This window comes from Georgenia satyanarayanai (assembly GCF_900116375.1).
GTDB lineage: Bacteria > Actinomycetota > Actinomycetes > Actinomycetales > Actinomycetaceae > Oceanitalea > Oceanitalea nanhaiensis.
The window spans coordinates 88,074-112,315 of the sequence record NZ_UETB01000012.1 but is presented as its reverse complement, the minus strand read 5'-3'; the positions used below and the strand labels follow the sequence as shown (position 1 = coordinate 112,315).

The 24,242-nt window shown below is 66.1% G+C and carries 19 protein-coding genes; 3 read left to right on the top strand and 16 right to left on the bottom strand.

What is annotated here, in order from left to right:
• The 12 genes from DSZ44_RS14210 to DSZ44_RS14150 all read right to left on the bottom strand — a co-directional run.
• Window positions 1–127, bottom strand: a 127-nt coding sequence (locus tag DSZ44_RS14210) for a 3-hydroxyacyl-CoA dehydrogenase NAD-binding domain-containing protein (RefSeq protein WP_146237569.1), incomplete at its 3' end; no start/stop codon positions are given.
• Window positions 128–158: 31 nt separating this feature from the next.
• Window positions 159–1,139, bottom strand: coding sequence for a glycosyltransferase family 4 protein (locus tag DSZ44_RS19040; protein WP_110853286.1), 981 nt, complete (start codon window positions 1,137–1,139; stop codon window positions 159–161).
• Between the two features lie 140 nt (window positions 1,140–1,279).
• The gene (locus tag DSZ44_RS14200) at window positions 1,280–2,656 is read right to left on the bottom strand and encodes an oligosaccharide flippase family protein (protein ID WP_258369535.1); all 1,377 of its coding nucleotides are present in this window, start codon (window positions 2,654–2,656) and stop codon (window positions 1,280–1,282) included.
• Between the two features lie 2 nt (window positions 2,657–2,658).
• The gene (locus DSZ44_RS14195; RefSeq protein ID WP_146237568.1) at window positions 2,659–3,597 is read right to left on the bottom strand and encodes a polysaccharide pyruvyl transferase family protein; all 939 of its coding nucleotides are present in this window, start codon (window positions 3,595–3,597) and stop codon (window positions 2,659–2,661) included.
• Between the two features lie 139 nt (window positions 3,598–3,736).
• Complete coding sequence (locus DSZ44_RS14190; protein ID WP_181424656.1) at window positions 3,737–4,825, bottom strand: O-antigen ligase family protein; 1,089 nt, start codon at window positions 4,823–4,825, stop codon at window positions 3,737–3,739.
• Between the two features lie 250 nt (window positions 4,826–5,075).
• The gene (locus DSZ44_RS14185) at window positions 5,076–6,005 is read right to left on the bottom strand and encodes a glycosyltransferase family 2 protein (RefSeq protein WP_110853282.1); all 930 of its coding nucleotides are present in this window, start codon (window positions 6,003–6,005) and stop codon (window positions 5,076–5,078) included.
• The gene (locus tag DSZ44_RS18110) at window positions 6,005–7,192 is read right to left on the bottom strand and encodes a glycosyltransferase family 4 protein (protein ID WP_181424655.1); all 1,188 of its coding nucleotides are present in this window, start codon (window positions 7,190–7,192) and stop codon (window positions 6,005–6,007) included. Before DSZ44_RS18110 ends, DSZ44_RS14185 begins: the two co-directional genes overlap by 1 nt.
• The gene (locus DSZ44_RS14170; RefSeq protein ID WP_181424654.1) at window positions 7,183–8,241 is read right to left on the bottom strand and encodes a GNAT family N-acetyltransferase; all 1,059 of its coding nucleotides are present in this window, start codon (window positions 8,239–8,241) and stop codon (window positions 7,183–7,185) included. Before DSZ44_RS14170 ends, DSZ44_RS18110 begins: the two co-directional genes overlap by 10 nt.
• A 50-nt stretch (window positions 8,242–8,291) precedes the next feature.
• Window positions 8,292–8,870 (bottom strand): GNAT family N-acetyltransferase, encoded by a 579-nt coding sequence (locus DSZ44_RS14165; RefSeq protein WP_110853279.1) that lies wholly within the window; start codon window positions 8,868–8,870, stop codon window positions 8,292–8,294.
• On the bottom strand, window positions 8,867–9,547 hold the full coding sequence (locus tag DSZ44_RS14160; protein ID WP_110853278.1) for a sugar transferase: 681 nt from the start codon (window positions 9,545–9,547) through the stop codon (window positions 8,867–8,869). Before DSZ44_RS14160 ends, DSZ44_RS14165 begins: the two co-directional genes overlap by 4 nt.
• The gene (locus tag DSZ44_RS14155) at window positions 9,534–10,700 is read right to left on the bottom strand and encodes a DegT/DnrJ/EryC1/StrS family aminotransferase (RefSeq protein ID WP_110853277.1); all 1,167 of its coding nucleotides are present in this window, start codon (window positions 10,698–10,700) and stop codon (window positions 9,534–9,536) included. The genes DSZ44_RS14160 and DSZ44_RS14155 overlap by 14 nt, the downstream gene beginning before the upstream one ends.
• Window positions 10,697–12,430 (bottom strand): polysaccharide biosynthesis protein, encoded by a 1,734-nt coding sequence (locus DSZ44_RS14150; RefSeq protein WP_258369528.1) that lies wholly within the window; start codon window positions 12,428–12,430, stop codon window positions 10,697–10,699. The genes DSZ44_RS14155 and DSZ44_RS14150 overlap by 4 nt, the downstream gene beginning before the upstream one ends.
• 181 nt (window positions 12,431–12,611) lie before the next feature.
• On the opposite strand from DSZ44_RS14150, the gene DSZ44_RS18585 reads away from it, so the two are divergent.
• The gene (locus tag DSZ44_RS18585; RefSeq protein ID WP_220035210.1) at window positions 12,612–12,995 is read left to right on the top strand and encodes a sortase family protein; all 384 of its coding nucleotides are present in this window, start codon (window positions 12,612–12,614) and stop codon (window positions 12,993–12,995) included.
• A gap of 48 nt (window positions 12,996–13,043) precedes the next feature.
• Here DSZ44_RS18585 and DSZ44_RS14140 read toward each other — a convergent pair whose 3' ends face one another.
• Entirely contained in the window at window positions 13,044–13,919 is an 876-nt protein-coding gene (locus tag DSZ44_RS14140; protein WP_181424653.1) for an HAD family hydrolase, read from the bottom strand.
• 358 nt (window positions 13,920–14,277) lie between these two features.
• Here DSZ44_RS14140 and DSZ44_RS14135 point away from each other — a divergent pair, with 358 nt between their 5' ends.
• Both DSZ44_RS14135 and DSZ44_RS14130 read left to right on the top strand, forming a co-directional pair.
• The gene (locus DSZ44_RS14135) at window positions 14,278–16,461 is read left to right on the top strand and encodes a purple acid phosphatase family protein (RefSeq protein WP_110853274.1); all 2,184 of its coding nucleotides are present in this window, start codon (window positions 14,278–14,280) and stop codon (window positions 16,459–16,461) included.
• 32 nt (window positions 16,462–16,493) lie between these two features.
• A complete protein-coding gene (locus DSZ44_RS14130) occupies window positions 16,494–20,615 on the top strand; it encodes a metallophosphoesterase (RefSeq protein ID WP_181424652.1) in 4,122 nt (1,373 codons plus the stop codon).
• Between the two features lie 220 nt (window positions 20,616–20,835).
• Here the strand turns inward: DSZ44_RS14130 and DSZ44_RS14125 are convergent, their stop codons facing one another.
• Genes DSZ44_RS14125 through DSZ44_RS14115 form a run of 3 tightly spaced genes read right to left on the bottom strand, consistent with a single transcriptional unit; the run spans window position 20,836 to window position 24,181 of the window.
• A complete protein-coding gene (locus tag DSZ44_RS14125) occupies window positions 20,836–21,756 on the bottom strand; it encodes a DUF4868 domain-containing protein (protein ID WP_110853272.1) in 921 nt (306 codons plus the stop codon).
• Window positions 21,753–22,292, bottom strand: coding sequence for a KwaA family protein (locus DSZ44_RS14120; RefSeq protein WP_146237566.1), 540 nt, complete (start codon window positions 22,290–22,292; stop codon window positions 21,753–21,755). The genes DSZ44_RS14125 and DSZ44_RS14120 overlap by 4 nt, the downstream gene beginning before the upstream one ends.
• Window positions 22,289–24,181, bottom strand: coding sequence for a DUF8600 domain-containing protein (locus tag DSZ44_RS14115; RefSeq protein WP_110853270.1), 1,893 nt, complete (start codon window positions 24,179–24,181; stop codon window positions 22,289–22,291). The genes DSZ44_RS14120 and DSZ44_RS14115 overlap by 4 nt, the downstream gene beginning before the upstream one ends.
• Window positions 24,182–24,242: the final 61 nt, after the last annotated feature.

Below are 24,242 nucleotides of genomic sequence, written 5' to 3'. Positions count from 1 at the left end.
TGCCCGCGTTGAGCAGGGCGACCTTCTCCGCGTTCACGTCGATCCCCACGACGTCATGGCCCAGCTCCGCCATCGACGCCGCGTGCACCGCACCCAGGTACCCACAACCGATCACCGAAATCTGCATACCAAGCCCTTCTCCTAGATGGAAGCCGCAATCAGCGGTTCGCCCCAGTTACGATTCGTTCCACGAACTCGTAATATGTCCGCGCTACGGCCGTACTGGTAAGGCTCTCTTGAGCGAACGCTATGCCTCCGCTCGAGAAGCGCTTCCAGAGGTCTTCTTGTGACCAAAGCTCCGACACAAACTCTGCCAGGACCGTCTCGGAGCGCGGAAGCACGCGGCCGCAGGCCGCACCCGCAACGATTGACGGCATCGCGCCGGCATCGCTGACTCCGGCAGGGATCCCGCAGGACAGTACCTCTGCAAGGGCGCCGGGCAGCCCCTCCTGCAGTGACGGGAGCAAGAACACGCTCGTCTCAGGTGTTATCCAGCCTGCGACGTCATCGACATGCCCGGTAACCGTTATCAAATCCACCACGCCGAGTTCAGCCGCCCGACCCTCGAAGTGCGCTCGGTAAGTGTCATTCTCGTAAGGCCCGACGAATAGTGCCCGGGCGTTCGGCCACCTCGTCCTAAGCTTGGCGAGCGCCCCGAGTATCAAATCGGGTGACTTTCGCCGCCCTAGCTTGCCGATGAACAGGATGGTGCGCCCCGTTGCGCGTGGAGCCCGCGACGCTTCGCTCGCAACCGAGCTGAAGTCCGGGGAAACGGGATTGTAGATTCTTTCGATCTGGCATCGCTCTAGTCCCCAGTAGTTGAGTTCATCGGATATCTGGGGGGCGAGGGCGAGACCGCCGCTAGATCCACTAACTGCGAGGCGACGGACCCTGCGCGCGATCCTGGAGCGGTTGCTCTGGGAGGTTACCGATAGATCTCCGCCCGCTGACAGCGGGAATAGGATGTACGGAGTGCGGAGCGCCCTGGCCACGAGGCCCGGGAGGAGTGAGTACAGATACGTGCCGTGGAGGTGAATCGCCTCATGCTCGCGCCCGTTCCTGAGGAGCCAGACGGAACTGCGAAGACTCCAAGCTAATTGCCCAGACCGCGTGGCGACGTCATGCTCGGCATGCGTCATCCCGAGCGTCTGAGGCTCGACAGGAACGAGATGTAGGGGGCTGTCGCCCCCGATCCGCTCAAGTCCTTGTTGCAGGCGCGCGAGGAGTACGGACGGTCCGCTGTACGCTTTGGATCCCTTAGGATTAAGGACCGCGATTTTCACGACGTACCTCCGGACTTCGGTTGACTGCTTGCGCGCCGCCTCCTGCGCGGAGCGACGTACGATGAGATAATCGCAAAGCCCGTAACCAAAGGCACCACCAAGAAAGCCGGATGCACTCCCGGCGCGGTACCGATCAGCAGGGTGGCTGAAGTGAACACAGTTGACGCGGTAAGCCGAGCTTTCGCCCGAGCATCAGTCCCGTACGCCCGCGCTGTTCGCACGGATATCAGTGCCAGTCGGCTCGCGCAGATCGTCAGGGCAAGTATCGTCACATCGCCAGTAGTAGCACTAACGGCGGCGATGCTCACAACGATGCCATCAAGGATGTGGAAACGCGTGCTGAGCCACCACTCGTTCCGTGCCTGCTGATATGCGTCGATGATCGGAGAGAGCATTCGGCTTGGCAAGATCGACAGAAAGATGAGCGCCGCTGGAAGTGCGTCCTCCCACGCCTGTGGAACATACTGTGTCAGGACCGGAGCGAACAGCCCCAATGTGGCACAGCCCACAACGGTACAGCCGTTTACCAGGATGCTGAGACTCTGGGCAATAGAGGCTCTTCTGGTGTCGTCAATCGCAGCAAGGCTGTTCAACGCCACTCTCTTGAGTGGCGGCGCTACTACACCGCTGACAGCTAGGACGGCCTGGAAGCTCAAGTAGTAGAGTCCGAGCACCTCCGCGGTCGTCAGGAACTGTGCCACGAAAAACCCTAAGTTCAAGGTCAGCTTCGTGGCAAGGGCATTCCCTGCCCACTTGTAGCGCGCCCGGGGAACGTAGGGAGTGTCGTCCTTGGGTTCCGGGCCCAGACCGCGCGCCGGAGCGAGGAAGATGATCATCACAATCGAGAATGCGACTGTGCTCAAGCCGATCGCTAGGGGGGAAGCGGTCACGGCAGCAACTGCCGCACCGAGGCCAAGTTTTGTCGCCGCGGCCACCGCTTGGCTCGATACGATCGACCGGTAGCGACGATGGCGCAATCTGCGCGCAGTGAGCACTTCACTCAGGCCGGTCAGGGGGATGTTGATTGCCGCAACGACGACGAGCAAGGCAATCACGGGGCGATCGACAAGCAGGTATGCGCCAGCAACCCCTAGAGCCGCCACGCCAAGAAGGACGTTGGCGATCGTGGTTTGCCGAAGCAACTGCCCGAACGTTAATCCCTGGCGCGCTAGATAGCCGTCAACTAGGCCAAAGTTCATGAGCGCAGAGACAAAAGCCGTGGCGGATACAGCTGCGGCCCAGTGGCCGAAGTCTGCGGGCACGAGCCAGATTGCGAGTACGAACTGCGAAGCGCCAGCAACTCCCCGGATGAGCGCGGTTCCAAGTGAGAGCTGTGCGACGCCGCGAAGGACAGTTGTGGTGCTACCGGGCATGGTCATCGTGAGACGTAACGCACATTCGGCAGATGCGCCAGCGACCGCTCGTACACGCCGCCGAGTTTATGGTAGCCCGCCTCAAGCATGACCGTAGGCTTGCCGAGAAGTGCGCTAGGGAGCGCTACATGCAGTCGGTCGGAGACCACGGCCGCGGCGCCAGCTATAATTTCTTTGTACTCGTCGTAAGTGGCGAGCTTCGGGGAACTTACATCGAGGGACAACCTTCTGAGAGATGAGAGGGTTCGTTGCTCGAGACCGAGTTCTGACCACGTTGCCTCGGGGACGCGGTCCAGCAGCCGCGCGGCCTGGACTGAACTCGAAGACGCTCGCGCCCGTCTTGCGACCGCTGTCCCCAGACGGTTCGCCGGGAGAGCGCGCCACGCTGCCTTCGCTATGCGGTGAGGCAAGGAGGCCGCGGGACTCGTGGAGGAACTGGCTAGCGCCGTGGTGCTCGCCTCCCTATCGGCGCGAGCGGCCACCAGCAGGTAGCTCTTGCCGGACGCGATCGGAAAGTACCCCGTCAGCTCTTCGCCGGCCGACGCTACGACGTCGTGGTCGAGAACGAGTTCCACATTGGCTCGGGAGAGCGACCCGCCCCACTTGGTCGTGAGATGTTCCAGCGAGTTCGCTTCGCGCATGAACCAAACCGTCCGTGCGCTCCTCTCGTGAAACAACTCGGCGGGGTCGGCAACGGTGAAGTAGGCCGACGACGGGAAGATGTACAGAGGCAGATGCTCTAAGCCGGCAATGCGCTCAGCGACCAACCTAGGGAACTCATACGTGTCGAGCAGTGCGCCGTTGGGCGGAACAGCCACGATATCCGCTTGCAGTGGCTCTTCAACCACCCGAATATCCAACTGTGCGAGGATTGAGTAGAAGACCTCATGGAGAAGCGCGTCTCCGTTGTTGCCGAGAGGACGACCCGTCTCCCAGGTCATCGGCACGACATAAGCAGCTCGGCCTCGGATGTGAGCGAGGGATTCGAGTAGCGTGTGGTGTGGCGAACTACGGCGAGCTGTCACGGGGCTCCTTCTCGTGATCTTTGGGACGACTTAGGCTGGATGGCTGTTCCATAAACTACGCGCGGCTAGCGACGACGGCGTGCGAGCCCGTTGTTCGATCGGAGGCGCTGAGGCGCGGATTGGACGCCGAACCTTGCCGAACGGGTGGGAGACTCGCAAAGCCGATTGCAAGGCTCGCCCACATCATGCGGTTCCCGTTGATGTCCTCGGAAAACAGAGATGCGGAGAGCCAGTACACAGCCAAAGCGAGCAGAATCGCACCGACGGGTGAGGTGCTGTTTCGCTGTAGTCGAACAAGAGCCATTACTGCGAACGCTAGGAACCCAGCGGCTGCGATCCACCCGCCTTCTGCGACAACTTCGACTGGCACGTTATGTGGGTAGACGTTTTCCCCCAGGCCGCGAAGGTCAGCAAGATCGGATAGTCCGCCCCATCCCAGACCCAGGGGTGACTCCCACGCCTGGGTCACGGCGACCGAGAGTAGTTGCTCGCGCACAGTAGGCGAATCGGAACCAGGCCCGCCCGTCGGTGTAAGGAATGCTCTGAGGCGTCCCGCAGCTTCGAGTCTGCCGCTTAGGATTAGTGAAATCAGGACGAAGACTCCGCCAAGAATGATGAAAAGGATCCTGATGCGCTGGGCCGCAAATCTCTGTGCCAACAGGCCAGTCGTCACGAGCGCCACCACTAGCGAAACGAACGAAGCGCGGTTGCCAACCAGTAGGAGGGTCGTGGCTAGAACTAGCCCGCTTCCGACGAACATTAGCCGGTGACGCCGTTGCACAAGCGCGTACGCAACCGCGACGAGGACGCCGGCGCCCAACAGTCGGCCAATACCGATCGTGTTGGACCCCTCGATACTCGCTTGGCCACGCGCAGCCGAGCTATGGTCGGGGAAGATGGCGATTAGAGGGATTAGTAGCAGCGCCAGCAAGAACTGCCCTGTAACCCATACCTTCGGACCCTTCCTCGTGGCTCCCGCGAGCAAGGCCGTAAGAGTCGTCACAGCGGTCAGTGTGAAGAGCTGCAACGTTTTGTCGAGATCTTCATTGCTGACCGCGACCATAACGGCCGCAGGGACGAACGACCCCCACAGCATCACCACCGCTCCGATGCCTGGCGGAAGCCAGCCGCGTTGCCTGGCCATGTAGTGCGCACCAAATATGAGCGCTGCGACTGCGCAGATTAGCGTGAGGTCAAGCGGCAGCCAATCCAGTGCGGGCGTCCCCTTGATCGTTCCCGATAACGCGAGTCCGAGTGGGACCCATGCCCAGGTGCCGCTAAGGGAGTCATCGAGCCCCGAGTCGAGTCCGCCGGAACTGATTGAGGTGCCTTCACGGGCGTAGGAAAGCCGCTCAGGCTGACGCCGAGCGAGTGCGCGGCTAGACATAGGCAACCTACTCTTCCATCCTGGCGTACTCATTCACGGAGGCGCCCATGATGCCACGAAGAAATCCGTAGCCCCGCGCGAATAGCTTGAGACTGATCCCGCGCAGCGCTGGCCTGATGAAGATGGCGAACGGAGCAATCAACAGTCCTGCGAGCATGTAGGCAACACCCGTTAGGGCGATTCGTACCTTGCTTCGCGTGCGGCCGAATACCCGAGCGTACGTCTCGCCGCCACGTGTGAAGCGTCGGAAAAGCCAGCGGAATGACAGGCGCGCGCTTGGGAGGTAGTCAATAACATAGGCGGTCGAGCTCCACACGAAGCGTACATCGCCAACGATAAACCTTGCGAAGAAATCTGTGTCGCTTCCGCCCGTGATCGAAAACCTATCGTCGAACCGCAGTTGATCGCGCTGGCGAAGCGCCGAGGAGCGGACAAGTACGTTGTTCGTGGCTGGTAGGCCCTCGCTGCTGCCCGTTGGCCGGATCCGCCGTTGAAAAAAGTTCCCTTGACGAATCCAGGCGGGCGCGTCGTCGGGCACAACCGAGCGAACTGGCCCGCCAACGACGTCGGCATCAAACGCGTTAGCGCAGGCGATGAGATCATTGAGCCAATTCTCACCGACAACTTCATCGTCGTCGGTGAAGACGATCGCGTCGTCGGCGGGGCCGATCAGGCTGATGCAGCGATTGCGCGCGGCCGCAATTCCTGGCTTCGGCTCGTGCGCGTATTGGACGGCTGATCCGAATCGATCGACCGTCGTCCGAGCGGAGCCGTGAGGATCGTTATCGACGACGACGAGCCGCCAGGGAATCTCGGACTCCAAGGCCAGAACGCTCTCGATGAATCGCGCGAGTTCTGCTGGTCGACGATAGGTGATGACCGCGATAAGCGCAGAGGCGATGGGCGGTCGTGCGCTGGTGCGGTCGTGCGCTGTCATCACTTTCGTCGCCCTTCTGCAGCGAGCAGGACTCTTTTGAGGTTCGCGTAATGTGTATCTCTGTTGAAGTCACTTAGTGCGATAGCGTGAGCTCGTTCGCCCGCCTCAGCGAGCAGACGGGGATCTTGGAGCAAAGCAGTCAGCTCTTCAGCGGCGGACTCGGTGCTTCGGGACAGCCGCCAACCTGCGCCTTCCGTGCTGAGCAACTGAGCGAGCCAGCCCCCGTGGTTGAAGATGACTGGCTTTCCAGCCGCCAGCGCGTCGAAAACCTTGTTCAATGAGTTGCCCTCGAGTGAGGGATGGTCTCGTAAGCTCGATGCGACAACGTCCGACGCCGCGTATAGCCCAGCGATGAAGGCCTTGGGGCGAGGGCCAAGCAGATGCACGCGGTCCTCAAGTCCCAGTCGCTGCACTTGCGCCTCGAGTGTGGGCCGTGTTGTACCGTCTCCGGCGACCACGACGTGTACCGAGTCGTCCGGCAGACTGGCGGCCAGATCCACCAACCAGTCCACCTCGTAAGATTCGCCGAGGGATCCCGCATAGAGGATGAGGGCCTCATCGGCACCGATGCCGAGCTCACGCCGGAGATCGGCGGCCTCGCTGGCGTCTACTGACTTGAAGCGATCAATGTCGGACGAGTTCGGGATCGTAGTAACCGGCTTGCGGGGCGCGATCCGTAGAACGCCGGCCGCCATCGAGGGAGACAGCGCCACGATCTGTGTGGCTCCCCGATATGCGGCCCGCTCCAGGGCTTGCGCTAGACGGATGATAGTCCGGTTGCGAAGGTACCCGAGCTCGATCGGAACCTGTGGCCACAAGTCCCGTACCTCGAATACGAAAGGACGGCGACGAGCCTTTGATGCGATGAGGGCTGGGATAGCCACGGTGAGTGGGGTGCTCGTGGCGAGAATGACGTCGCCGGGCGTTCGTACGGCTTCAATAGATGCGAGGATCATGAATCCGAAGAACGCGCGTATGCGACCTGCGAAAGAGAGCGAGTTTCGGTACGGGACTGGCAACTGCCGCACTGTGAATCCGTCGGTAACATAAGTGCGCCGCTGTGCACCTGCGCATATCATCGTCACTTCGTGGCCATCGCTTGCCAGCCGCCGTGCAAACTCCCACGACCTGGTCCCGCCAGGCTGATCCGGCCGACGGAAGTGTTGGTGAATATACGTTACGTGCACTTGGTGCCTGCTTTCGGGGTTCCAGCACTCCGATAGGCGGGGAAGTACCCGACGTCGCGGCTGGTATTGCTCGCTGCGCACAGTTCCTCGTAGGCCGCCTCGTTCGTGACGAGCCCGAGGGTGCGGAAAGTGTGCTCCGTCGTGCCGAATCCACGCTTGAACTGATACAACGAGTCCTCGCTTCCACCTCGTCCTCCGCCGAGATGTAGGCGGGTGAGGGCGTCGTTGCTCAGCGAGTTCCGAATCTTGTTGTCGAGTAGAACCTTGGTCGGCTGCCACTTTAGGTACTCGGCGTCGGTTGCTGAGAGGTGATACTGCACGACGCCATGTCCAGCGTGAAGAAACACCGCTCCTGCGACGATCTTGTCGCTCACGCGTGCGAGGTGGAGTTCGAAGTCCTCGGGGTAGGAGGCTCGGAGAGAATCGAAGTAGTCACGGCGAAAGAAGTAGCTATCCGATGCCCCGACACGGGTCATCGTGTCTGTGTAGATGGCCTCGAAGGCGCTGAGCGACGCATCAGAGTTGTCGACCTCGACGGTGAGCCCGCGCGCGGTGGATCGCCGGATGTCGTAGCGGTGGCTTTTTCGGAGGGAACTCTGGTACGCGAGAACGTCTTGGCCGAGGTCGACCGAAACTGTCGTGCTCTCTGTCCTGGTCAAATGGTGTGGCCATGGCCAGGCTGCTGTGATCCAGGGGTGGAGGCGGAGAAAGATGCTGACGCAACCGGCCGCGCCCAGTTGTGCGATGAGCGCCGACGTCATGGAGCGCAGGGTCGCTTCCGATGGGATCAGGTCGGAGACCGGACCCGGGTAGCCGTACGGCGACGCAGCGTCCCAAAGTTCAGAACTCAGGTTCCTGCGAAGGAGCGGAATGAGGACTTGTCCGTCGCGCAGGCCAATGAGGAGAGCCATCGGAGTGGTTCCCTCGAATTTCGCGCTGAGTTCGGTCCACTGTGGCGTGTGGTACACGTCGTGCTCGACCCTCCTGAGAAGGTCTGACCATCGGGCGTCAGTCGTTGCGATGATCTCGCACGAAACGGTCTCGTTCATCGTCATCCCCTACGGCGCCGGGCGAACCTGGTCGGGTACTCGCCGAGCCACTACGTGTGGCTCGCGGATGGCTCGCCCTCGCCGGTGTGCTCGGCTAGGGGCTCCCAGTTTCTACGGAGGACAGACATGATGCCGATGTCATGATATCGGCCACCTCTGAAGACCTCGTCGCGCAATACACCCTCGTCTTCAAAGCCGAGCTTGAGGTTCATGTGGCGCACGCGCACGTTGGACGTGAGGTATTGCCCGGTAATCTTGTTGAGGTTCAACTCGCCGAACCCGAAGTCGAGCATCGTCCGAGAGATTGCCGTTCCCCAACCCTTGTTGCGGGCGCCGGGCGCTCCGATGAGGATGCCGAACTGTGCCTTTCTGGTCCGGTAGTCGATCTCATAGAGCCCGACGTGACCGAGGCACTCGTCGTTGTTAACGCTAGCGATCGCGAACAAGACCTCATCGTTCCTGGTGCGGTGGTATTCCAGCCAGTCGACCAGATCTGTTCGAGAGTAACCGGTCGAGAATCCGACTAGAAGCGATCGAGCGTCGGGGTCGTTCTTGTAGGCGTGCAGAGCCTCTAGATCTTCACGCTCTAGTCGCCGGAGCTTGACCGGCGTGCCGACAACTGGAATCACGGTCCCTCCTTGTGCGTGCCACTGTCCCGGAGGTCGTTGATGGGCCCCCGAGTGGTGTCAGGGTTTGTGTCGTCGGATCGAAAGAGCTGTTTAGCGGTCCTGGCCAAGATTCGGAGATCTAAGCCGAGGGTCCAGCCATCGATGTACTGTAGGTCCAGGGCGATTCGTCGGCTAAACGCCAGGTTTTGCCGGCCCGCGACTTGTGCGAGGCCAGTAATCCCAGGTTTGACACTGTGGCGGCGGTGCTGTTCGGGCGTGTACTGGTCCAGGTACTCGAGCAGGAGAGGTCTTGGGCCCACCAAGCTCATCTCGCCACGCAATACGTTGAAGAGTTGGGGGATCTCGTCGATGCTGGTGCGGCGAAGGAACCTGCCTACCGGCGTGAGCCGCGATTCATCCGCCGCCGCGGTCGGCTCCGCGTCCACACTCGGCACCATCGTTCGAAACTTCATCACGGTGAAAGGCATGCCGTGCAGGCCAGGACGCAACTGGCGGAACAGCACCGGCCTTCCCATCGTCAGGCGTATCGCTGCCGCAGCCGGGAGGGTGAGCGGCGCGGTAGCGACTAGTCCGGTAAAGGCTCCGACGACGTCGATCAAGCGTTTCGCGCCCGATGTCGTTGCCTTCTCACTCGACGTGCGTGCAGGTGGAGTGGTGTGGTCGTTAGGCTTGTACATGGTCCAACCACCTACTCTGCTTTGAGTATGCGGAGAGGGCTGCTTCGATCCGCGACGTATGGTCGGTTGTCATGGCGGAGCCGCTCGGGAGTGACACGCCCGTCTGGAAGAGGCTCTCCGCCATGCCTGTGCGGTAAGAGTGCGCGTGACTGAAGGCTGGCTGCAGGTGCATGGGCTTCCACAATGGACGCGCTTCGATCCCGTGCTTGGCCAGGTGAGCGATCAGTCCGGCGGTGGCTGAACCGTCGGGGGGCGTGAGGATAATCGAGGTCAGCCAGAAGTTGTCCCGCGTGTCGCCGCCTTCGGATCCGTCGGGTATGCCGAACACTCGGGAGTTCGGAATCTTGTCCGTCAGTTCGCGGTACCACAGCCTGTGCTGACGGCGACGCTCGATCATGCTGTCGAGCCGCGCCAACTGGGCCCTGCCTAGCGCGGCCAGGATGTTCGAAAGACGATAGTTGTAACCGACGTCGAGGTGCTCGTAGTGGATGACCGGCTGTCGGGCCTGGGTCGCGAGATACCGTGTTCGCGAGGCGATGTCAGCGTCATCCGTCAGGAGCATCCCGCCGCCCGACGTCGTCATGACCTTGTTGCCGTTGAACGACAGGATCGACGCGTCGCCGAAGCTCCCAGCAGGGCGGCCGTTGCGCCATGCGCCGAGCGACTCGGCGGCATCGGACAGAACCGGTACACCCGCCCGGGCGGCGATCTCGACGATGCCCTCGTAGTTGGCGACCTTCCCCAGTAGATCGACAGGGACGATCGCCGCGACCCGCCTGCCCTTCGCTTGAAGATCGGAGATCGCATGGTCGAGGAGGTCGACGTCGATGTTCCCAGTCTCGTCGCAGTCGACAAAGACGGGCTCCGCGCCGGTGTAGATGATCGCGTTCGCCGTTGCAGCGAAGGTCATCGTCGCTGTCACCACGACGTCCCCCGGACCAACTCCGAAGTTGAGCAGCCCGAGGTGAAGAGCGGCAGTGCCAGACGACAGGGCAACCGCATGCTTCCTGCCGGTGTATGCCGCAATCTCCTCCTCGAAGGCGTCCACCTCGGGACCGAGCGGCGCCACCCACCCGCCTCGAAGCGCGCGCAGAACGGCTTCCTCCTCGGCCGGCCCGGTGTCGGGCGGCGAGAGCAGGATCCGGTCGTTCATGACTGGCGCTCCTTCAGGTTGTCCGGTGCAGCCAACTGGTCAGCCTCTTCGTGGCGCTGGGTCCCGCGGTCATGGAGCCGGTCCAGTTGGGACGGTGCGATGGGAGGTACAGCGACGTGCGAGATGAGCGGGTGCTGAGGCCGCACCCCGGTCTCGTTCTCGCTGAAGAGGTCCTCGTGGAGCTTCTCGTTGGGGCGCAGGCCGGTGAAAACGATCTCGATGTCCTCGCCTGAGTGGGTGACGAGGCGCCGCGCGACGTCGAGGATCTTCACGGGCTCGCCCATGTCGAGGACGAGGACCTCGCCGTCGCTGCCGATGGCGCCGGCCTGGATGACCAGCTCGCTGGCCTCGGGGATCGTCATGAAGAATCGCGTGACGTCCGGGTGGGTCACCGTGATGGGGCCGCCGCGCTCGATCTGCTGGCGGAAGGTGTGCAGCATCGAGCCGCGCGAGCCGAGGACGTTGCCGAAGCGGACCGACAGGTACGTGCCGCTCGCGTGCTGGCCGTACCAGGCGGTGAGCTGTTCAGCGAGGCGCTTGGTCTTGCCCAGGACGCTCGTCGGGTTGGCGGCCTTGTCGGTTGAGATGTTGACGAACCTCTCGACGCCGAACTCGGCGGAGAGCTCGAGGAGGTTCTGCGTGCCGACAACGTTGGTCTTCCACGCCTCCTCCGGGTACTGCTCGAGCATGGGGAGGTGCTTGAGCGCGGCGGCGTGGAAGACGACCTCCGGGCGGTGAGCCTCGAAGATCTCGCGCAGCGCAGCCTTGTCACGGATGCTCGCGAGGGCCATGTCCGGGGTGTCGAGAAGAGCCTTGCCATAGATGGAGAGCTGCACACCGTGGAGAGCCGACTCGTCACGGTCGAGGAGGATGAGATCGGCGGGACCGAACTTGTGCACCTGCCGGGCCAGCTCGGAGCCGATCGAGCCGCCGGCACCGGTGACGAGGACGCGCTTGTCGGTGAGGTAATCCGCGATGGAGCCGATGTCCGTGCGGATCTGACGTCGACCGAGGATGTCGGCGATGTCGACCTCCTTGATGTCGCTCAGCTTCACCCGCCCGCCGAGGATCTGACTGAGGGGCGGCAGCAGGAGGAACTTCATGCCCGCGCCCTCGACGATGTCGGCGACCTCCGAGATCATCGTCTTGCTCGCGGCGGAGATCGCGAGGATCACCGTCGTGACATCACGCTCCTGCGCCTGCCTCACGATGTCGTCTCGGCCACCCAGCACCGGGGCGTTGAGGAGACTGAGGTGACGCTTGGCGGGGTCGTCGTCGATGAACCCGACGACCCGGTAGGGAGAGGACGAGTCCATCTCCACGAGCCGGAGCAGCTGATAGCCGGCGTCACCGGCGCCGTAGATGAGGACGTTCTCGGTGTCCTCGCTCGACGCTCGCTTGGGCGTGCTCCAGGCGCGGTAGGCCCACCGGCCGGCCGCCATGAAGATGAGTGCGAATGGCGGCGCCAGGAACGCGATGCCGCGAGGGAAGTCCTCGAGGTCGCGGATGAAGACGAACGCGACGATGAGGGTGAGCGCCACGACGACCATCGAGAGAAGGAGGCCGAGGCTCTCCTCGAAGCTGCCCACGCGGTACTTCCCGCGGTACAGCTTGAGCAACGCGCCGACGACGAGCTGAGCGATGCTCGCGAGGCCCGCGTAGAGGAAGACGGTGCTCCACTGCGCATCGTTCAAGTAGAACTCGTAGCGAGTCCCGACGATGACTGCCACGGCGACGCACCACGCGGCGCAGTCCCACAGCCCGATCAGGCTTCGTCGAGCCAGTGTCCCCCCGGACAAGGTGAACCTCCTAGTGGCGCGCCCTGATCGCCGATGGAGCGGCATGAAACGGCTGGCCCAGATGGGCGTGAGTCGTCCAGCAGCATACGGGACACCCGTAGAGCAACGCGCTATGGGTGACCGACGGCACGATACGGTCGGCGGCACCGAGGTCATTGCCCGCCTGCGCATACCGTCCATCTCGCTGGACCAGCCGATCCGCCGGGTTCTACCGCCGGGCGACGCCGAGCACCAGCCGGTCCAGCAGGGCCGGGACCTGCTGACGCTCATCACATGCACGCCGCTGGGGATGAACACCGATCGGATCGTCGTCGTCGCCGAACGTCTGGAGACGCCGGCCGGTGCCGTGGCGGGGGAGCGGTCCACGGGCGCTGGGCTTCCCGTGGTGGGCCGTGGCGGCCGGCGTGGGGACCGTGGCCGCCGTCGTCGTCGTCGCTGTGCCGACGAAGTCGCACGCCGTCGGACGTCACCGTGCTCGACGCCGGCCGGGCTGTGATGGGGGCACCGGTTCCTCGCCGAGCGCCGGGGTTGTCACGTGAGCAGCTCAGCTGTCCGCGATTGGGGCGAGGGTGGGGCGTGTGGCGAGGATGGTCTCGAGCACCTGGGCGACGCCGTCCTCCTCGACGGGAGGGGCGACGTGGGGCGCGGCGGCCAGTGCCTCGTGGTGGCCGCCGTGCATGGCGAAGCCGTGGCCGGCCCAGCGCAGCATCTCGACGTCGTTGGGCATGTCCCCGAAGGCGACGACGTCGCCCTGATCGATGCCGCGGGCTTGCGCATACTCGGCCAGTGTCGAGGCCTTGGTGACGCCCACCGGGCCGAGCTCGAGGAGTGGCTTGGCGACGCCGGAGCGGGTCACGCTCACGACGTGCCCGGCCTCGGCGCGGCCCGTCTCGAGCAACTCGTCCGGGTCCGACGCGGGGCTGCGGACGAGGATCTTGATGACGTCCGCGGTCTCGAGCAGCTCCTCGACGGAGGACGCCTCGATGACGGGCGGTCCCTCCGGGGTGAGTCCTTCGCGCCGGCCGCGCGTGGGCGCGTCCGCGAAGCCGGGGCCGAGGCGCAGCTCCGAGGGTGTCTCGACGGCGAACACGGCGTCCGGTAGCGCCGCGGTGAAGCGCTCGATGGCCTCGGTGAGGTGCGCGAGCGCGATCGCCTTCACTTCGATCGCCTCCAGCGACTGGGCGTCGACGACCATCGCGCCGTTGGCGGCGATGACCTGCCCGGCGAGGCCCGTCGCCTCGACCACCGGCGGCAGCCACCGTGGCGGCCGTCCCGTGACCAGGACGACGTCGATCCCTCGCTCGACGTACTGCTGCAGCGCGGCACGGGTGCGGGGGCTGACCGTGCCACCGTGCGGCACGATCGTGCCGTCGATGTCGGTGGCAACCAGGCGGGGGACGAGCTCGGGCCAGGACCTCACGAAACTCCTCAGCTCGACGAGATGGGTGCTCCCACGCTACGTGGCCCGGCGTTGGGCACGCGCCACGTATCGGTGCGGTCGACGGCCGGGGGAGATGCCCATTGCCTGGTGTCCGGGCGCGTCAGATACGCGCCCGACTAGCACATTCGACATTCAGTGAAACACCAATCGAGGGTGAACAATCAGGGTGTTTTGCGAGAACATCAAATGACTTGATCTCGACTCTTGGCCTGTTTACTTCACACTGCTAGATTCCGCGTGGCGTCAGCGCGAGAAAGCCTTTCCCGGCATCGATGGAGTTTTGCTCGGGCTGGTCCCTCCTCTGTTTCTCCGGCCCTGTGAAAGGTGCTGTTCACGCATGAGAAGCCCGAGTTCTACTCCTCCACGAACCCTGCGCCGTCGCCTCGCTGCCGGCGCGGGTTCCCTTCTTGCCGTTGCTGGTCTGGCGACGTTCGGCACTGGCGTCGCCTCCGCCACCGGCGGCCTGGCGCCGCCGGCCGTCCCGCCGGCCACGGTCGCCGCGCCGTCCGCCGTGCCCGATCGCGTCATCCTCACTCCCACCGAGACTCCCGCCACGAGCCAGCACGTCGTGTGGCGCACGTCCGACGTCGTCACCGCGCCCCAGGCGCAGCTCGCCGCGGCCGGGCCCTCACCCGTGGCCGCAGCCGAGGCGGTCTCGGTTCCCGCGGCGTCGACCTCCGAGTTCGACGCCGACCTCGGCTACGTCGTCAAGCACCACACCGTCACGTTCACCGCCCTCGAGCCGGAGACCACCTACGTCTACCGCGTGGGTGACGGTGAGGCCTGGAGTGAGTGGCTGGAGTTCACGACGGCTGCCCCCGCGGCCGCGGAGTTCAGCTTCCTCGTCCAGGGTGACGCGCAGAACGACAACAAGGCCTACACCTCACGGTCCTTCCGTGCCGCCTTCGAGGACCGTCCCTACGCGCGCCTCGTCGTCCACGCCGGCGACCTCATCGACACCGAGACCTCCGACGCCGAGTGGGGTGAGTGGCACGCCGCGGCCGGCTTCGCCAACCAGTACCTCAACGTCATCGCCTCGACCGGCAACCACGAGTACTACCCAGGGCCGGAGGTCGCGGAGCACTGGGGGGCGCAGTTCGAGTACCCGAGCAACGGGCCGGCCGACACCGAGGCGATCCAGCAGGAGCTGGACGAGACGGTCTACTACGTCGACTACCAGGGCGTGCGCTTCATCAGTCTCAACAGCACGCGCGGCTCCAACGCGGAGATGCGCGACGCGCAGACCCGCTGGCTCGACGAGGTGCTCACGGACAACCCCAACAGGTGGACGGTCGTGACCTTCCACCACCCGATCTTCTCGGTGACCTCCGGACGCGACAACGCCCACCTGCGCGACGCGTGGCTGCCGCTGTTCGAGGAGCACGACGTCGACCTCGTCGTCCAGGGGCACGACCACGCGTACGGGCGCGGCAACCTCCTCTCCGGTGAGGTGGACCTGCCCGAGGGGGCGAACGCCGACACGAGCCACACCGGCCCGGTGTTCCTCGTCAGCGTCGCGGGTCCCAAGATGTACGTCCCTGACGCGCCGGAATCCAACAACTGGGTGACGAACGGCGCGAACCTGCGCACTGTCGGCCGCGACGTCCAGCTCTTCCAGACGGTCGACGTCACCGCGGACCAGATGCACGTCCAGGCCCGGACGGTCGATGGCGTGCTCTTCGACGCCTTCACCATCACCAAGGACGACGACGGCACCAAGCTCGTGACGGACGAGTCGGCCGGGTGGCCGGTGGGGCCGGGTTCGACCCGCGGAGGGATGCCCGACGAGGAGCCGACGGAGGAGCCCACCGAGGAGCCCACTGAGGAGCCGACGGAGGAGCCGACGGAGGAGCCGACCGACGAGCCGACCGACGAGCCGACGGAGGAGCCGACGGAGGAGCCGACGGAGGAGCCGACCGAGGAGCCCACCGAGGAGCCGACGGAGGAGCCCACGGACGACCCAACGGACGACCCAACGGAGGAGCCGTCAGAGCAGCCCACGGAGGAGCCGACCGACGAGCCGACGGAGGAGCCGACGGACGGCCCGACGGATCAACCAACCGAGGAGCCCACGGATGGTGCCACCGGATCGATCGAGCTCGGGGCACTGGAAGTGGCAGTCGGCGGGGAGCTCAGCCTCACGGCGTCGGGCTTCCAGCCCGGTGAGCGGGTGAGCATCGAGCTCAATTCCGACCCCGTGCTGCTCGGCATGAGCACTGCCACCGAGACAGGGGCGGTCAGCGCGACCGTGCAGATCCCGACGTCGGTGACCCCGGGTGAGCACCAGGTGGTGCTGACCGGACTCGAGTCGGGCGTCGTCCTCTCCGCCGACCTCACTGTCACGCGGGCGCCGTCGGCCCCCGGCGATGACGACGGCGGACCAAGGGCCGGTACGCCAGGTGGCGGCGGTCTGCCGAGCACGGGCGTCGAGGCCGGTGGCCTCATGCTCGGAGGCGGCGTGCTCGCCGCCCTCGGGCTCGCCGTGATCCTCCACTCGCGCCGCGCGGGTGGTGCCCGATGAGCGCCGTCCACACCACCTCGAAAGGAACCGCCATGCACACCCGTCAACCCGTGCGTCCGCGCGCCAGGCTCGCGGCGCTGGTTGCCGCGTCGGTGCTGCTGAGCGGGACGGCCGCCGTCGTCGTCCAGGACGAGGCCGCCGCGGCGACAGAGCCCGCCGCGCAGCGTTTCGCTCCCAGTCGGGTACCCGACCGGATCACCCTCACCCCGGCCGACGACCCGACCACCGGCCAGCGCATCACCTGGCGCACGGGAACCGGGATCGCCGAGCCGATGGTCGAGTACCGCACCCTGACACCGGCCCCGTACCCGGGCGGGGTCCAGCGGACCCTCGCCGCGAGCAGTACGGAGCACACCACCGACCTCGGGTACACGCAGGTGGTGCACACCGTCGAGCTCTCCGGCCTGGCGGCCGGCACGCAGTACATGTACCGCGTCGGTGACGGCACGAACTTCAGCGAGTGGCAGGACTTCGCGACCGCGACCGAAGGCGCGGAGGACTTCTCCTTCATCTATCTCGGCGACATCCAGACCGGCATCGAGAGTCAGTCCTCACGCGTGGTGCGCAACGCCTTCCGTGACCGTCCCGACGCCGACATCGTGCTGCAGATCGGCGATCTCGTGAACGACGCCGACTCGGACGCCCAGTGGGGGGAGCTCTACGAGGCCTTCGACTACACCCTCGGCACGCAGACCATGCTCACCACGCCGGGTAACCACGAGTACGAGGGCGGCCGGCTCTCCCAGCAGTGGCAGAGCCAGTTCCGCTATGCCGACAACGGTCCCGACGGCGAGGGCCTCGCGGGCACCGCGTACTACACGGACCACCAGGGGGTGCGGTTCATCTCCCTGAACTCCAACGTGGGCGGCCAGGCCGGCCTCACCGCGCAGGCGGAGTGGCTCGAGGGGGTGCTCACCGAGAACCCCCACGACTGGACGGTCGTCTTCTTCCACCACCCGCCGTTCTCGCTGGACGAGGGTCGCAACAACCTCGGCATCCGGAACACGTGGGTCCCGATCTTCGAGGAGCACGGGGTGGATCTCGTGCTCACCGGCCACGACCACGCCTACGGGCGGGGCAACACCCTCGCCTCCGAGGCCGACCTGCCCGAGGGCTGGGACCCGCAGACCGACTACTCCGGGCCGGTCTACGTCACGACGTCGGTCGGGGAGAAGTTCTACACCCCCGGCCCGCGCCACTGGGTCGAGAACGACGCGCACCTGCGTCAGCTCGCGGCAGGCAAGCAGTTCTACCAGCTCGTTGACGTCGTCGGGGACGAGCTGCGCTACCAGGCGCGAACCGCCGACGGCGAGTACTTCGACGGCTTCACGATCGCCAACACCGCCGAGGGCAAGAAGGTCACCGACGGCGTGCCCGTCATGGAGATCGACCCCGGTGAGCCGGCGCCGTGCCTTGGCTGCGAGGAGAACCCCGACCCGGGGCCGGAGGAGCCCGGGGAGCCGGGTGAGCCCGGTGAGCCCGGTGAGCCGACCGGCGACTTCGTCTACGAGGTGACGGCCGCCCTGGACTCGGTGGGCCCGTCGATGGCGCGTCTGCCTGCGGGTGTGGCGTTCTCGCAGTCGCGGGACGTGCTGTACCTGGGTGACCAGAACGGCCGGAGCGTGTTCGAGATCGACCCCGCGACCGACGAGGTGCTGCGGTCCTTCGAGCTGCCGGAGAACATCCGGGACCTGGGGATCGATGAGGAGAACGAGCTGCTCTACGTGGGTCAGCAGAACCGGAACTGGGTGGTGGTCTCGGTCGCCGATGAGTCCTTCGGTGAGGTGGTGCGCGGTCCGTTCCAGATCATCGAGTCGAACCGGTCGATCGACGTCGACCCGATCAACGGGTACGTCTATGTGGCCGTGCCGGCACGTGGGGTGGAGGTGTTCTCCGCGGAGTCCGGTGAGTCGCTGGGGGTGATCAACGGGACGGCGGACGCGTACTACGTGGCGGCCGACCCGGTCTCCGGCCTCGTCGTGTCCACAAAGAACTACGGCGACCCGTCCGTCGTCGGCGTGGAGGCGTTCGACGCGACCGCCGGGTTCACCAAGGTGTGGGGGCAGACCACGCGGCCCGGTCCGCGGCAGGTGGACATCGACTCGACCAACGAGCTCCTCTACGTCGGCTACACCGGTACCACGCAGGAGGGCGGCGGGTTCTCGGTCCACGACCTCACGACGGGCGAGCTGCTCGGTGACATGGTCGGCGCGGAGTACGGCAAGGACGGGTACGGGATCGCCGTCGACGAGGAGCGCCAGCGGGTGTTCGTCGCCAACCGGGACTTCCGCCTCAACCCGCCGGGCGAGGAGCTCGAGCCCGTCGCCGTCACCGTCTCCACCCGGGCGCTCGGGCAGAGCTACGAGTACGAGCACGTCGCGGCCCTGGACTCGGTGGCCCCGTCGATGGCGCGTCTGCCTGCGGGTGTGGCGTTCTCGCAGTCGCGGGACGTGCTGTACCTGGGTGACCAGAACGGGCGGAGCGTGTTCGAGATCGACCCTGGGACCGATGAGGTGCTGCGGTCGTTCGAGCTGCCGGAGAACATCCGTGACCTGGGGATCGATGAGGAGAACGAGCTGCTCTACGTGGGTCAGCAGAACCGGAACTGGGTGGTGGTGTCGGTCGCCGATGAGTCCTTCGGTGAGGTGGTGCGCGGTCCGTTCCCGATCATCGAGTCGAACCGGTCGATCGACGTCGACCCGATCAACGGGTACGTCTATGTGGCCGTGCCGGCGCGTGGGGTGGAGGTGTTCTCCGCGGAGTCCGGTGAGTCGCTGGGGGTGATCAACGGGACGGCGGACGCGTACTACGTGGCGGCCGACCCGGTCTCCGGCCTCGTCGTGTCCACGAAGTTCCACGACGACTCCACGGTGATCAACATCGAGGCGTTCGACGCCACGGCGGGCTTCACCAAGGTGTGGGAGCAGACCACGCGGCCCGGTCCGCGGCAGGTGGACATCGACTCGACCAACGAGCTCCTCTACGTCGGCTACACCGGCACCACGCAGGAGGGTGGCGGGTTCTCGGTGCACGACCTCACGACGGGCGAGCTGCTCGGTGACATGGTCGGCGCGGAGTACGGCAAGGACGGGTACGGGATCACCGTCGACGAGGAGCGCCAGCGGGTGTTCGTCGCCAACCGGGACTTCCGCCTCAACCCGCCCGGCGAGGAGCTCACGCCCGTCGCCGTCACGGTGAGCCAGCGAGTCCTGGCGGGGGAGCCGGTCGATCCGCCGGACCCCACGGAGCCCGAGGAACCCACGGACCCCGAGGAGCCGACCGACCCGGAGCAGCCCGATGACGGCTACACCGCCCGGGCGCTCGGTGTCATCCCATCGGCTACGGACGTGCCGGAGTCGGATGCCCGTCCGGTGGGCTCGGACGTCGAGCTGTCGAGCGGTCACCTGTTCGTCGGCAACGAGATGCGTCCGGCGCGAGTGTGGGAGATCGACCCGGTGACCGACGCCGTGGTGGCTGAGCACGCGGTCCCGGCGCCCACTGCGGCCGACGAGGGCGTGCGGGACGTGGCGCTCGACGAGGAGACCAACGAGCTCTACGTCGCCTACGCGAACCAGTGGCTGGTGATGGACGCGGACACCGCCGAGCTGGTGCGCGGTCCGTTCCAGTTCTCGGCGAACGTGCGGGGCATGGACGTCGACCTCGATGGGGGGCTGGTGCTCGGGGCCACGCGTGGAGCAGGCTTCGACGTCATGGACGCCGCGACCGGCGAGATGGTCGAGACGGTGGCCGGGGACGGTTCCGTGTGGCGCTCCCACGGGATCGCCTTCGACCCGTCGTCGTCCTTGGTCTACGTCTCGAACGCCGACGCGGACGGCGCGACCGAGGGAGTGCGCGTGTACGACGCGGACTTCGCGCTGGTCGGCTCCATCCCGCTCACGGATGCCGACCTGCGCCAGGTGGAGGTGGACCCGGTGGCGGGGCTGATCTACGCCGGGCACTCGTCAACGACGTTCAACGCCTCCGGGGTGAGCGTTTACGCCGCGGAGGACCTGAGCCTGGTGGCACGCCTGAGTGACCACGAGTACGGGAACAAGGTCTACGGCGTCTCGGTCAACTCCCAGACGGGCAACGTCTACGTCTCGGCCCGTGACCGCCATCCCGCAGGGATCGTCGAGCTGATCCCCGCGAGGTAGCAGCGCCGCACCCGAGCGCACCTGGGGCGACTCGCCCCAGGTGCGCTCGGGCTCCGGGCCGACGGCCTCGTGCATCTGTTCCCAGCCTGCGGCGCAGGACGGGCCGCGGCATTGGCGAGCCGCGCGAGAGTCTTCGCCGGGAGGCTGGGGAAGTTTCGACCTTGGAGGCGGCGATGGTGTGGGCGGCGGGGTGTGCGGCGGATCCGCTGGGAGCGCCCGCCTACGCTGTCGTCGACTTCCGCCGAGCTTCGTACACCTCGTCGGTGAGATACCCGCGGTACAGGTCCTCATTGAGCAGATGGAGGAACCCGAACCGTTCGGCGGGGTCGAAGACCAGTTCTCCATCCTTGACGACGTGCTCGGGGTCAAGCCCGACGCGGTCGCTGTAGTCCCGGACGTCGTCGATCGTAACGTGCGCCAGATGGCCGCGCTGGTTGATCTCCCGCAGCCGGCGCCACGTCCGCGAGTCGCGCAGCGCGACGTCACGGAGGGACTCGACGCTGCCCGCTGACATCGGTAGGTGTGTCGTGATGCCGTCGACCCAGCCGGCGATTCGCTGCTCGACCTGGGAGACGTGGCGGAGCAGGCTCTCGAAAGCCTTCTGGTTGAGCACCACTGCCCAGTCCGGCCCGACGAGGAAGTCGAACCGTGGGGAGAACGCGAACAGCGGCTCTTCCACCAGTGTGAGGCGCTGGGCGCCGATGGCGAAGAACCGCCCGCCGCGGTGTCCCATGCGCGGGTCGGACTTCTGGACGGCGACGACTCGGGCGGCGTCATCGTCCCCGTAGCCGGCTGCGCTCACGCCGATCGACGCGTCGAGCTCGGCGGGTCGGGTCATGGGCATGCTGCCGAGATCGAGCGCAAGCTCCCGGAAGGGCGCCAGGTCCCCGAGGGTGTCGGTGTCGGTGACGAGGAAGTACTCGTCTCCCTCGATCTCGTTGCCCGCGGTGTAGGGCACGGCGGGGGCGCCCCTTAGCCGTTCGACGACAGGTCGGCCGAGGTCCCGCAGCGCGTCCGCGGTACGGGCATCGAGGCCGAGCCGAGCCTTGCTGAGTGAGCCGTCCGCCAGCCGACCGACGGCGAGTGAGACCGACTCGGCGAGGCGCGCTTCCACGTTGGTGGCGACGTCTTCCTGGCTCATGCCTTCTCTTTCTTCTCGACGAGCAGCGACGGCGCCACCGACACGAAACGCGGACGTGTCTGTGCCCAGGTAGCGGGGTCGGTACGCGAGATGACGTAGTAGGCGCTGCCGTTCCGCAGACCGGTGTGGATCCGGCGACCGGCCAGGTAGACCAGGGGATTCACGTGTACCCGGCCGGTGGCGATGTGGATGAGCACGATGAGTCCAAGCGCCGACACCGTGATCACCACCTCCCGGCTGCCCGCGCTCGGGTCGAGCACGACCGGCAGCAGGTAGGCCCCGATGTGCCCCAGGACGTCCTCACCCCTGTCCTCGACGTCGTCGAAGTGGAAGGGTTCGGCGTTGCCCGATCGGACGTGCAGGGTCAGCACCGCGAGGAGCACGACGCCGACAGCCGCGAGGACGACGAACGGCCAGAGCCACCACGTGCCGTAGGTGCGCACGGCAAGCAGCGCGAAAGCGGGCGTGAAGGCGGCGAACGTCAGCTCTGCCCTCAGTCGGAGCGGCCCCAGCCGCGGCGGCGTCGCCATGGTCATTCCGGCGCGACGGTCGCGGTGCTCGGGAGGAAGGTCCCGTCCGGCGCGAGCTCACCGACGCGCCACTCCCGGCCCACGCCACGTGCCGGGCGCAGGTACACGGTGGCATCGGCCGTCGTGACTTCGAGGACCGCGCCCGCCTCCTCCACCGAGTCGGCGCCCTTGTAGACGCGAACGGTGAGACGGATGGCATCACCGGTCGGGCGTACGTCGAGGACCTCGGGCCCGCCGTCGAACGCATCGGCTCTCAGCCGACCCCAGGGCTGTACCGCGCTCGCGTACGAGACCCGCTCCCAGATGCCGGATCGGTGGGCGCTCAGGTCTAGGTCGTGCACCCACGGGTGCCACCGGAGCGTCAGCCGCAAGCCCTCCGGGGCCGCGACGAACGGCTGCGCGGCGACCGGCGCCGTTGTCTCCGAGCCCTGCGACTGCGGCGGTGCGGGTGGCGGCGGGGGCAGCGGCGGAGCTGGGAGGCATGAAGCAACGGCGGTGCGAAACGGCGCGTAGCGCGAGGGGAGCGTGGGACGCACGTGAGGGAAGGCAGCGACGCGGTCGGCCGCGGGGTGCGGCGTCAGCGTGGTGACGCGTGGGCTGAGCGGGCCGTGTGCGACGAGCACGACCTGCGCCGAGGGGAGAGCGAGGGCATAGTCGCGCAGCGCCAGGCCGGGGTTGCGCAGCACCGATCGCAGGTACTGCTTCACCTCCACGGCGAGCAGAGCACCGCGGGCGTCGGACCCTGCGTCGGCAACCCGGAACTGGTAGTCGGGCTGGACGGCGTGCTTCCGGCCCGACCCCGCGAGGTCGTCGGCGGGAGAACGGAACTCGCTCCACAAATCGACCGGGCGGGAGCCGCCGTCGTCACCGGCGACCTCGAGGGTGGCGAGCCTCGTCGGCGCGAAGGGGAACCGGATCGCACCGTCGACTACCTCGATCGTAAGCCGGCCGGGCAGCGCGGCGTCGAGCTGGGTGAGGATCCATGCTGAGTACAGCTCGTGCCGGCGTCCCCACAGGGGAAGGGAGAGCACGTCAGTGAGTGCCTCGACGGCGGCGGACGTCGGCCGGTCCTGCCAGAACGCGGCCAGCCACTCGTCGAGCGCGGCGAGGTCGGTGGCTGACGGCGCGGCACCGCGCGAGGTCATGATGGCGAGACCGTGGACTGCCTCGATCTGGCTCGCCGGCCAGTAGTCAGTCGCACTCCGGACGAGATCCACCTGAGCTGCGGGTGCGACGCCGTTGTCGGCATACAGCCACGCGAGCATCTGACCATGGTCGTCTGCGATCTCCGCGATCAGCCGCCTGCACTCGCCAATAAGGTGCCACCAACGGGTGACGACGTCATCGACGTCCGGTCTGCCGGTCGGGCTGGGCGGGGGCACGGTGTCCAGCCACACAACCTGGTCCACCACCTCGCCCAGGGTCCGGGAGAGATCATGATCGACGCGCCCGTAAGGACGCCAGACCGGGTCCCAGGCGCGGTTGCCGTCGAAGACGAGCTGGGGGAGCGTCACCGTCGCCTGCTCCACCGAGGTGACTGCCTCGCGGAAGGACGCCAACGAGTCGTCGACGACATGACCGTCCTCGAACTCGTACTCGATGCGCAGGTTGTCGCCTGTGCCGTGAGTCGCCCCGACGCGTGCGTACAGCGCCAGCAAGTCCCGCAGCATCCCGGCGAAGGACGTGATGAGAGGAGTGAGCGCCCGGATGAAGTCGCGGGCGCTGATCCCGTGCGTGTCGAACAGACCGGGAATGGTGTCCGCGGAGAGGTCGGCGGGTGCACCGACGAGAGGCCCGAGTGCCTCGAGGACGTCCGTGTCGTAGTCCCGCGGGCGCAACACCCCGAGGTTGGCCCACGTGCGCCACAGGTCTGCAGCGCTCGCAAGAGTCGGCATGGCGGTCCTCGGTCTCGACGTCGGCGTCGTCGCGCCAGTATGCCCGCCGAGGGCCCTCTGT

What these genes read in the sequence shown, in the direction of transcription:
- DSZ44_RS19040 (WP_110853286.1), bottom strand. Translation starts at nt 1,139, where the DNA reads ATGACGCATGCCGAGCATGACGTCGCCACGCGGTCTGGGCAATTAGCT.
- DSZ44_RS14200 (WP_258369535.1), bottom strand. Translation starts at nt 2,656, where the DNA reads ATGCCCGGTAGCACCACAACTGTCCTTCGCGGCGTCGCACAGCTCTCA.
- DSZ44_RS14195 (WP_146237568.1), bottom strand. Translation starts at nt 3,597, where the DNA reads ATGACCTGGGAGACGGGTCGTCCTCTCGGCAACAACGGAGACGCGCTT.
- DSZ44_RS14190 (WP_181424656.1), bottom strand. Translation starts at nt 4,825, where the DNA reads ATGGCCAGGCAACGCGGCTGGCTTCCGCCAGGCATCGGAGCGGTGGTG.
- DSZ44_RS14185 (WP_110853282.1), bottom strand. Translation starts at nt 6,005, where the DNA reads ATGACAGCGCACGACCGCACCAGCGCACGACCGCCCATCGCCTCTGCG.
- DSZ44_RS14170 (WP_181424654.1), bottom strand. Translation starts at nt 8,241, where the DNA reads ATGAACGAGACCGTTTCGTGCGAGATCATCGCAACGACTGACGCCCGA.
- DSZ44_RS14160 (WP_110853278.1), bottom strand. Translation starts at nt 9,547, where the DNA reads ATGTACAAGCCTAACGACCACACCACTCCACCTGCACGCACGTCGAGT.
- DSZ44_RS14155 (WP_110853277.1), bottom strand. Translation starts at nt 10,700, where the DNA reads ATGAACGACCGGATCCTGCTCTCGCCGCCCGACACCGGGCCGGCCGAG.
- DSZ44_RS18585 (WP_220035210.1), top strand. Translation starts at nt 12,612, where the DNA reads ATGGGTGACCGACGGCACGATACGGTCGGCGGCACCGAGGTCATTGCC.
- DSZ44_RS14135 (WP_110853274.1), top strand. Translation starts at nt 14,278, where the DNA reads ATGAGAAGCCCGAGTTCTACTCCTCCACGAACCCTGCGCCGTCGCCTC.
- DSZ44_RS14130 (WP_181424652.1), top strand. Translation starts at nt 16,494, where the DNA reads ATGCACACCCGTCAACCCGTGCGTCCGCGCGCCAGGCTCGCGGCGCTG.
- DSZ44_RS14125 (WP_110853272.1), bottom strand. Translation starts at nt 21,756, where the DNA reads ATGAGCCAGGAAGACGTCGCCACCAACGTGGAAGCGCGCCTCGCCGAG.
- DSZ44_RS14120 (WP_146237566.1), bottom strand. Translation starts at nt 22,292, where the DNA reads ATGACCATGGCGACGCCGCCGCGGCTGGGGCCGCTCCGACTGAGGGCA.
- DSZ44_RS14115 (WP_110853270.1), bottom strand. Translation starts at nt 24,181, where the DNA reads ATGCCGACTCTTGCGAGCGCTGCAGACCTGTGGCGCACGTGGGCCAAC.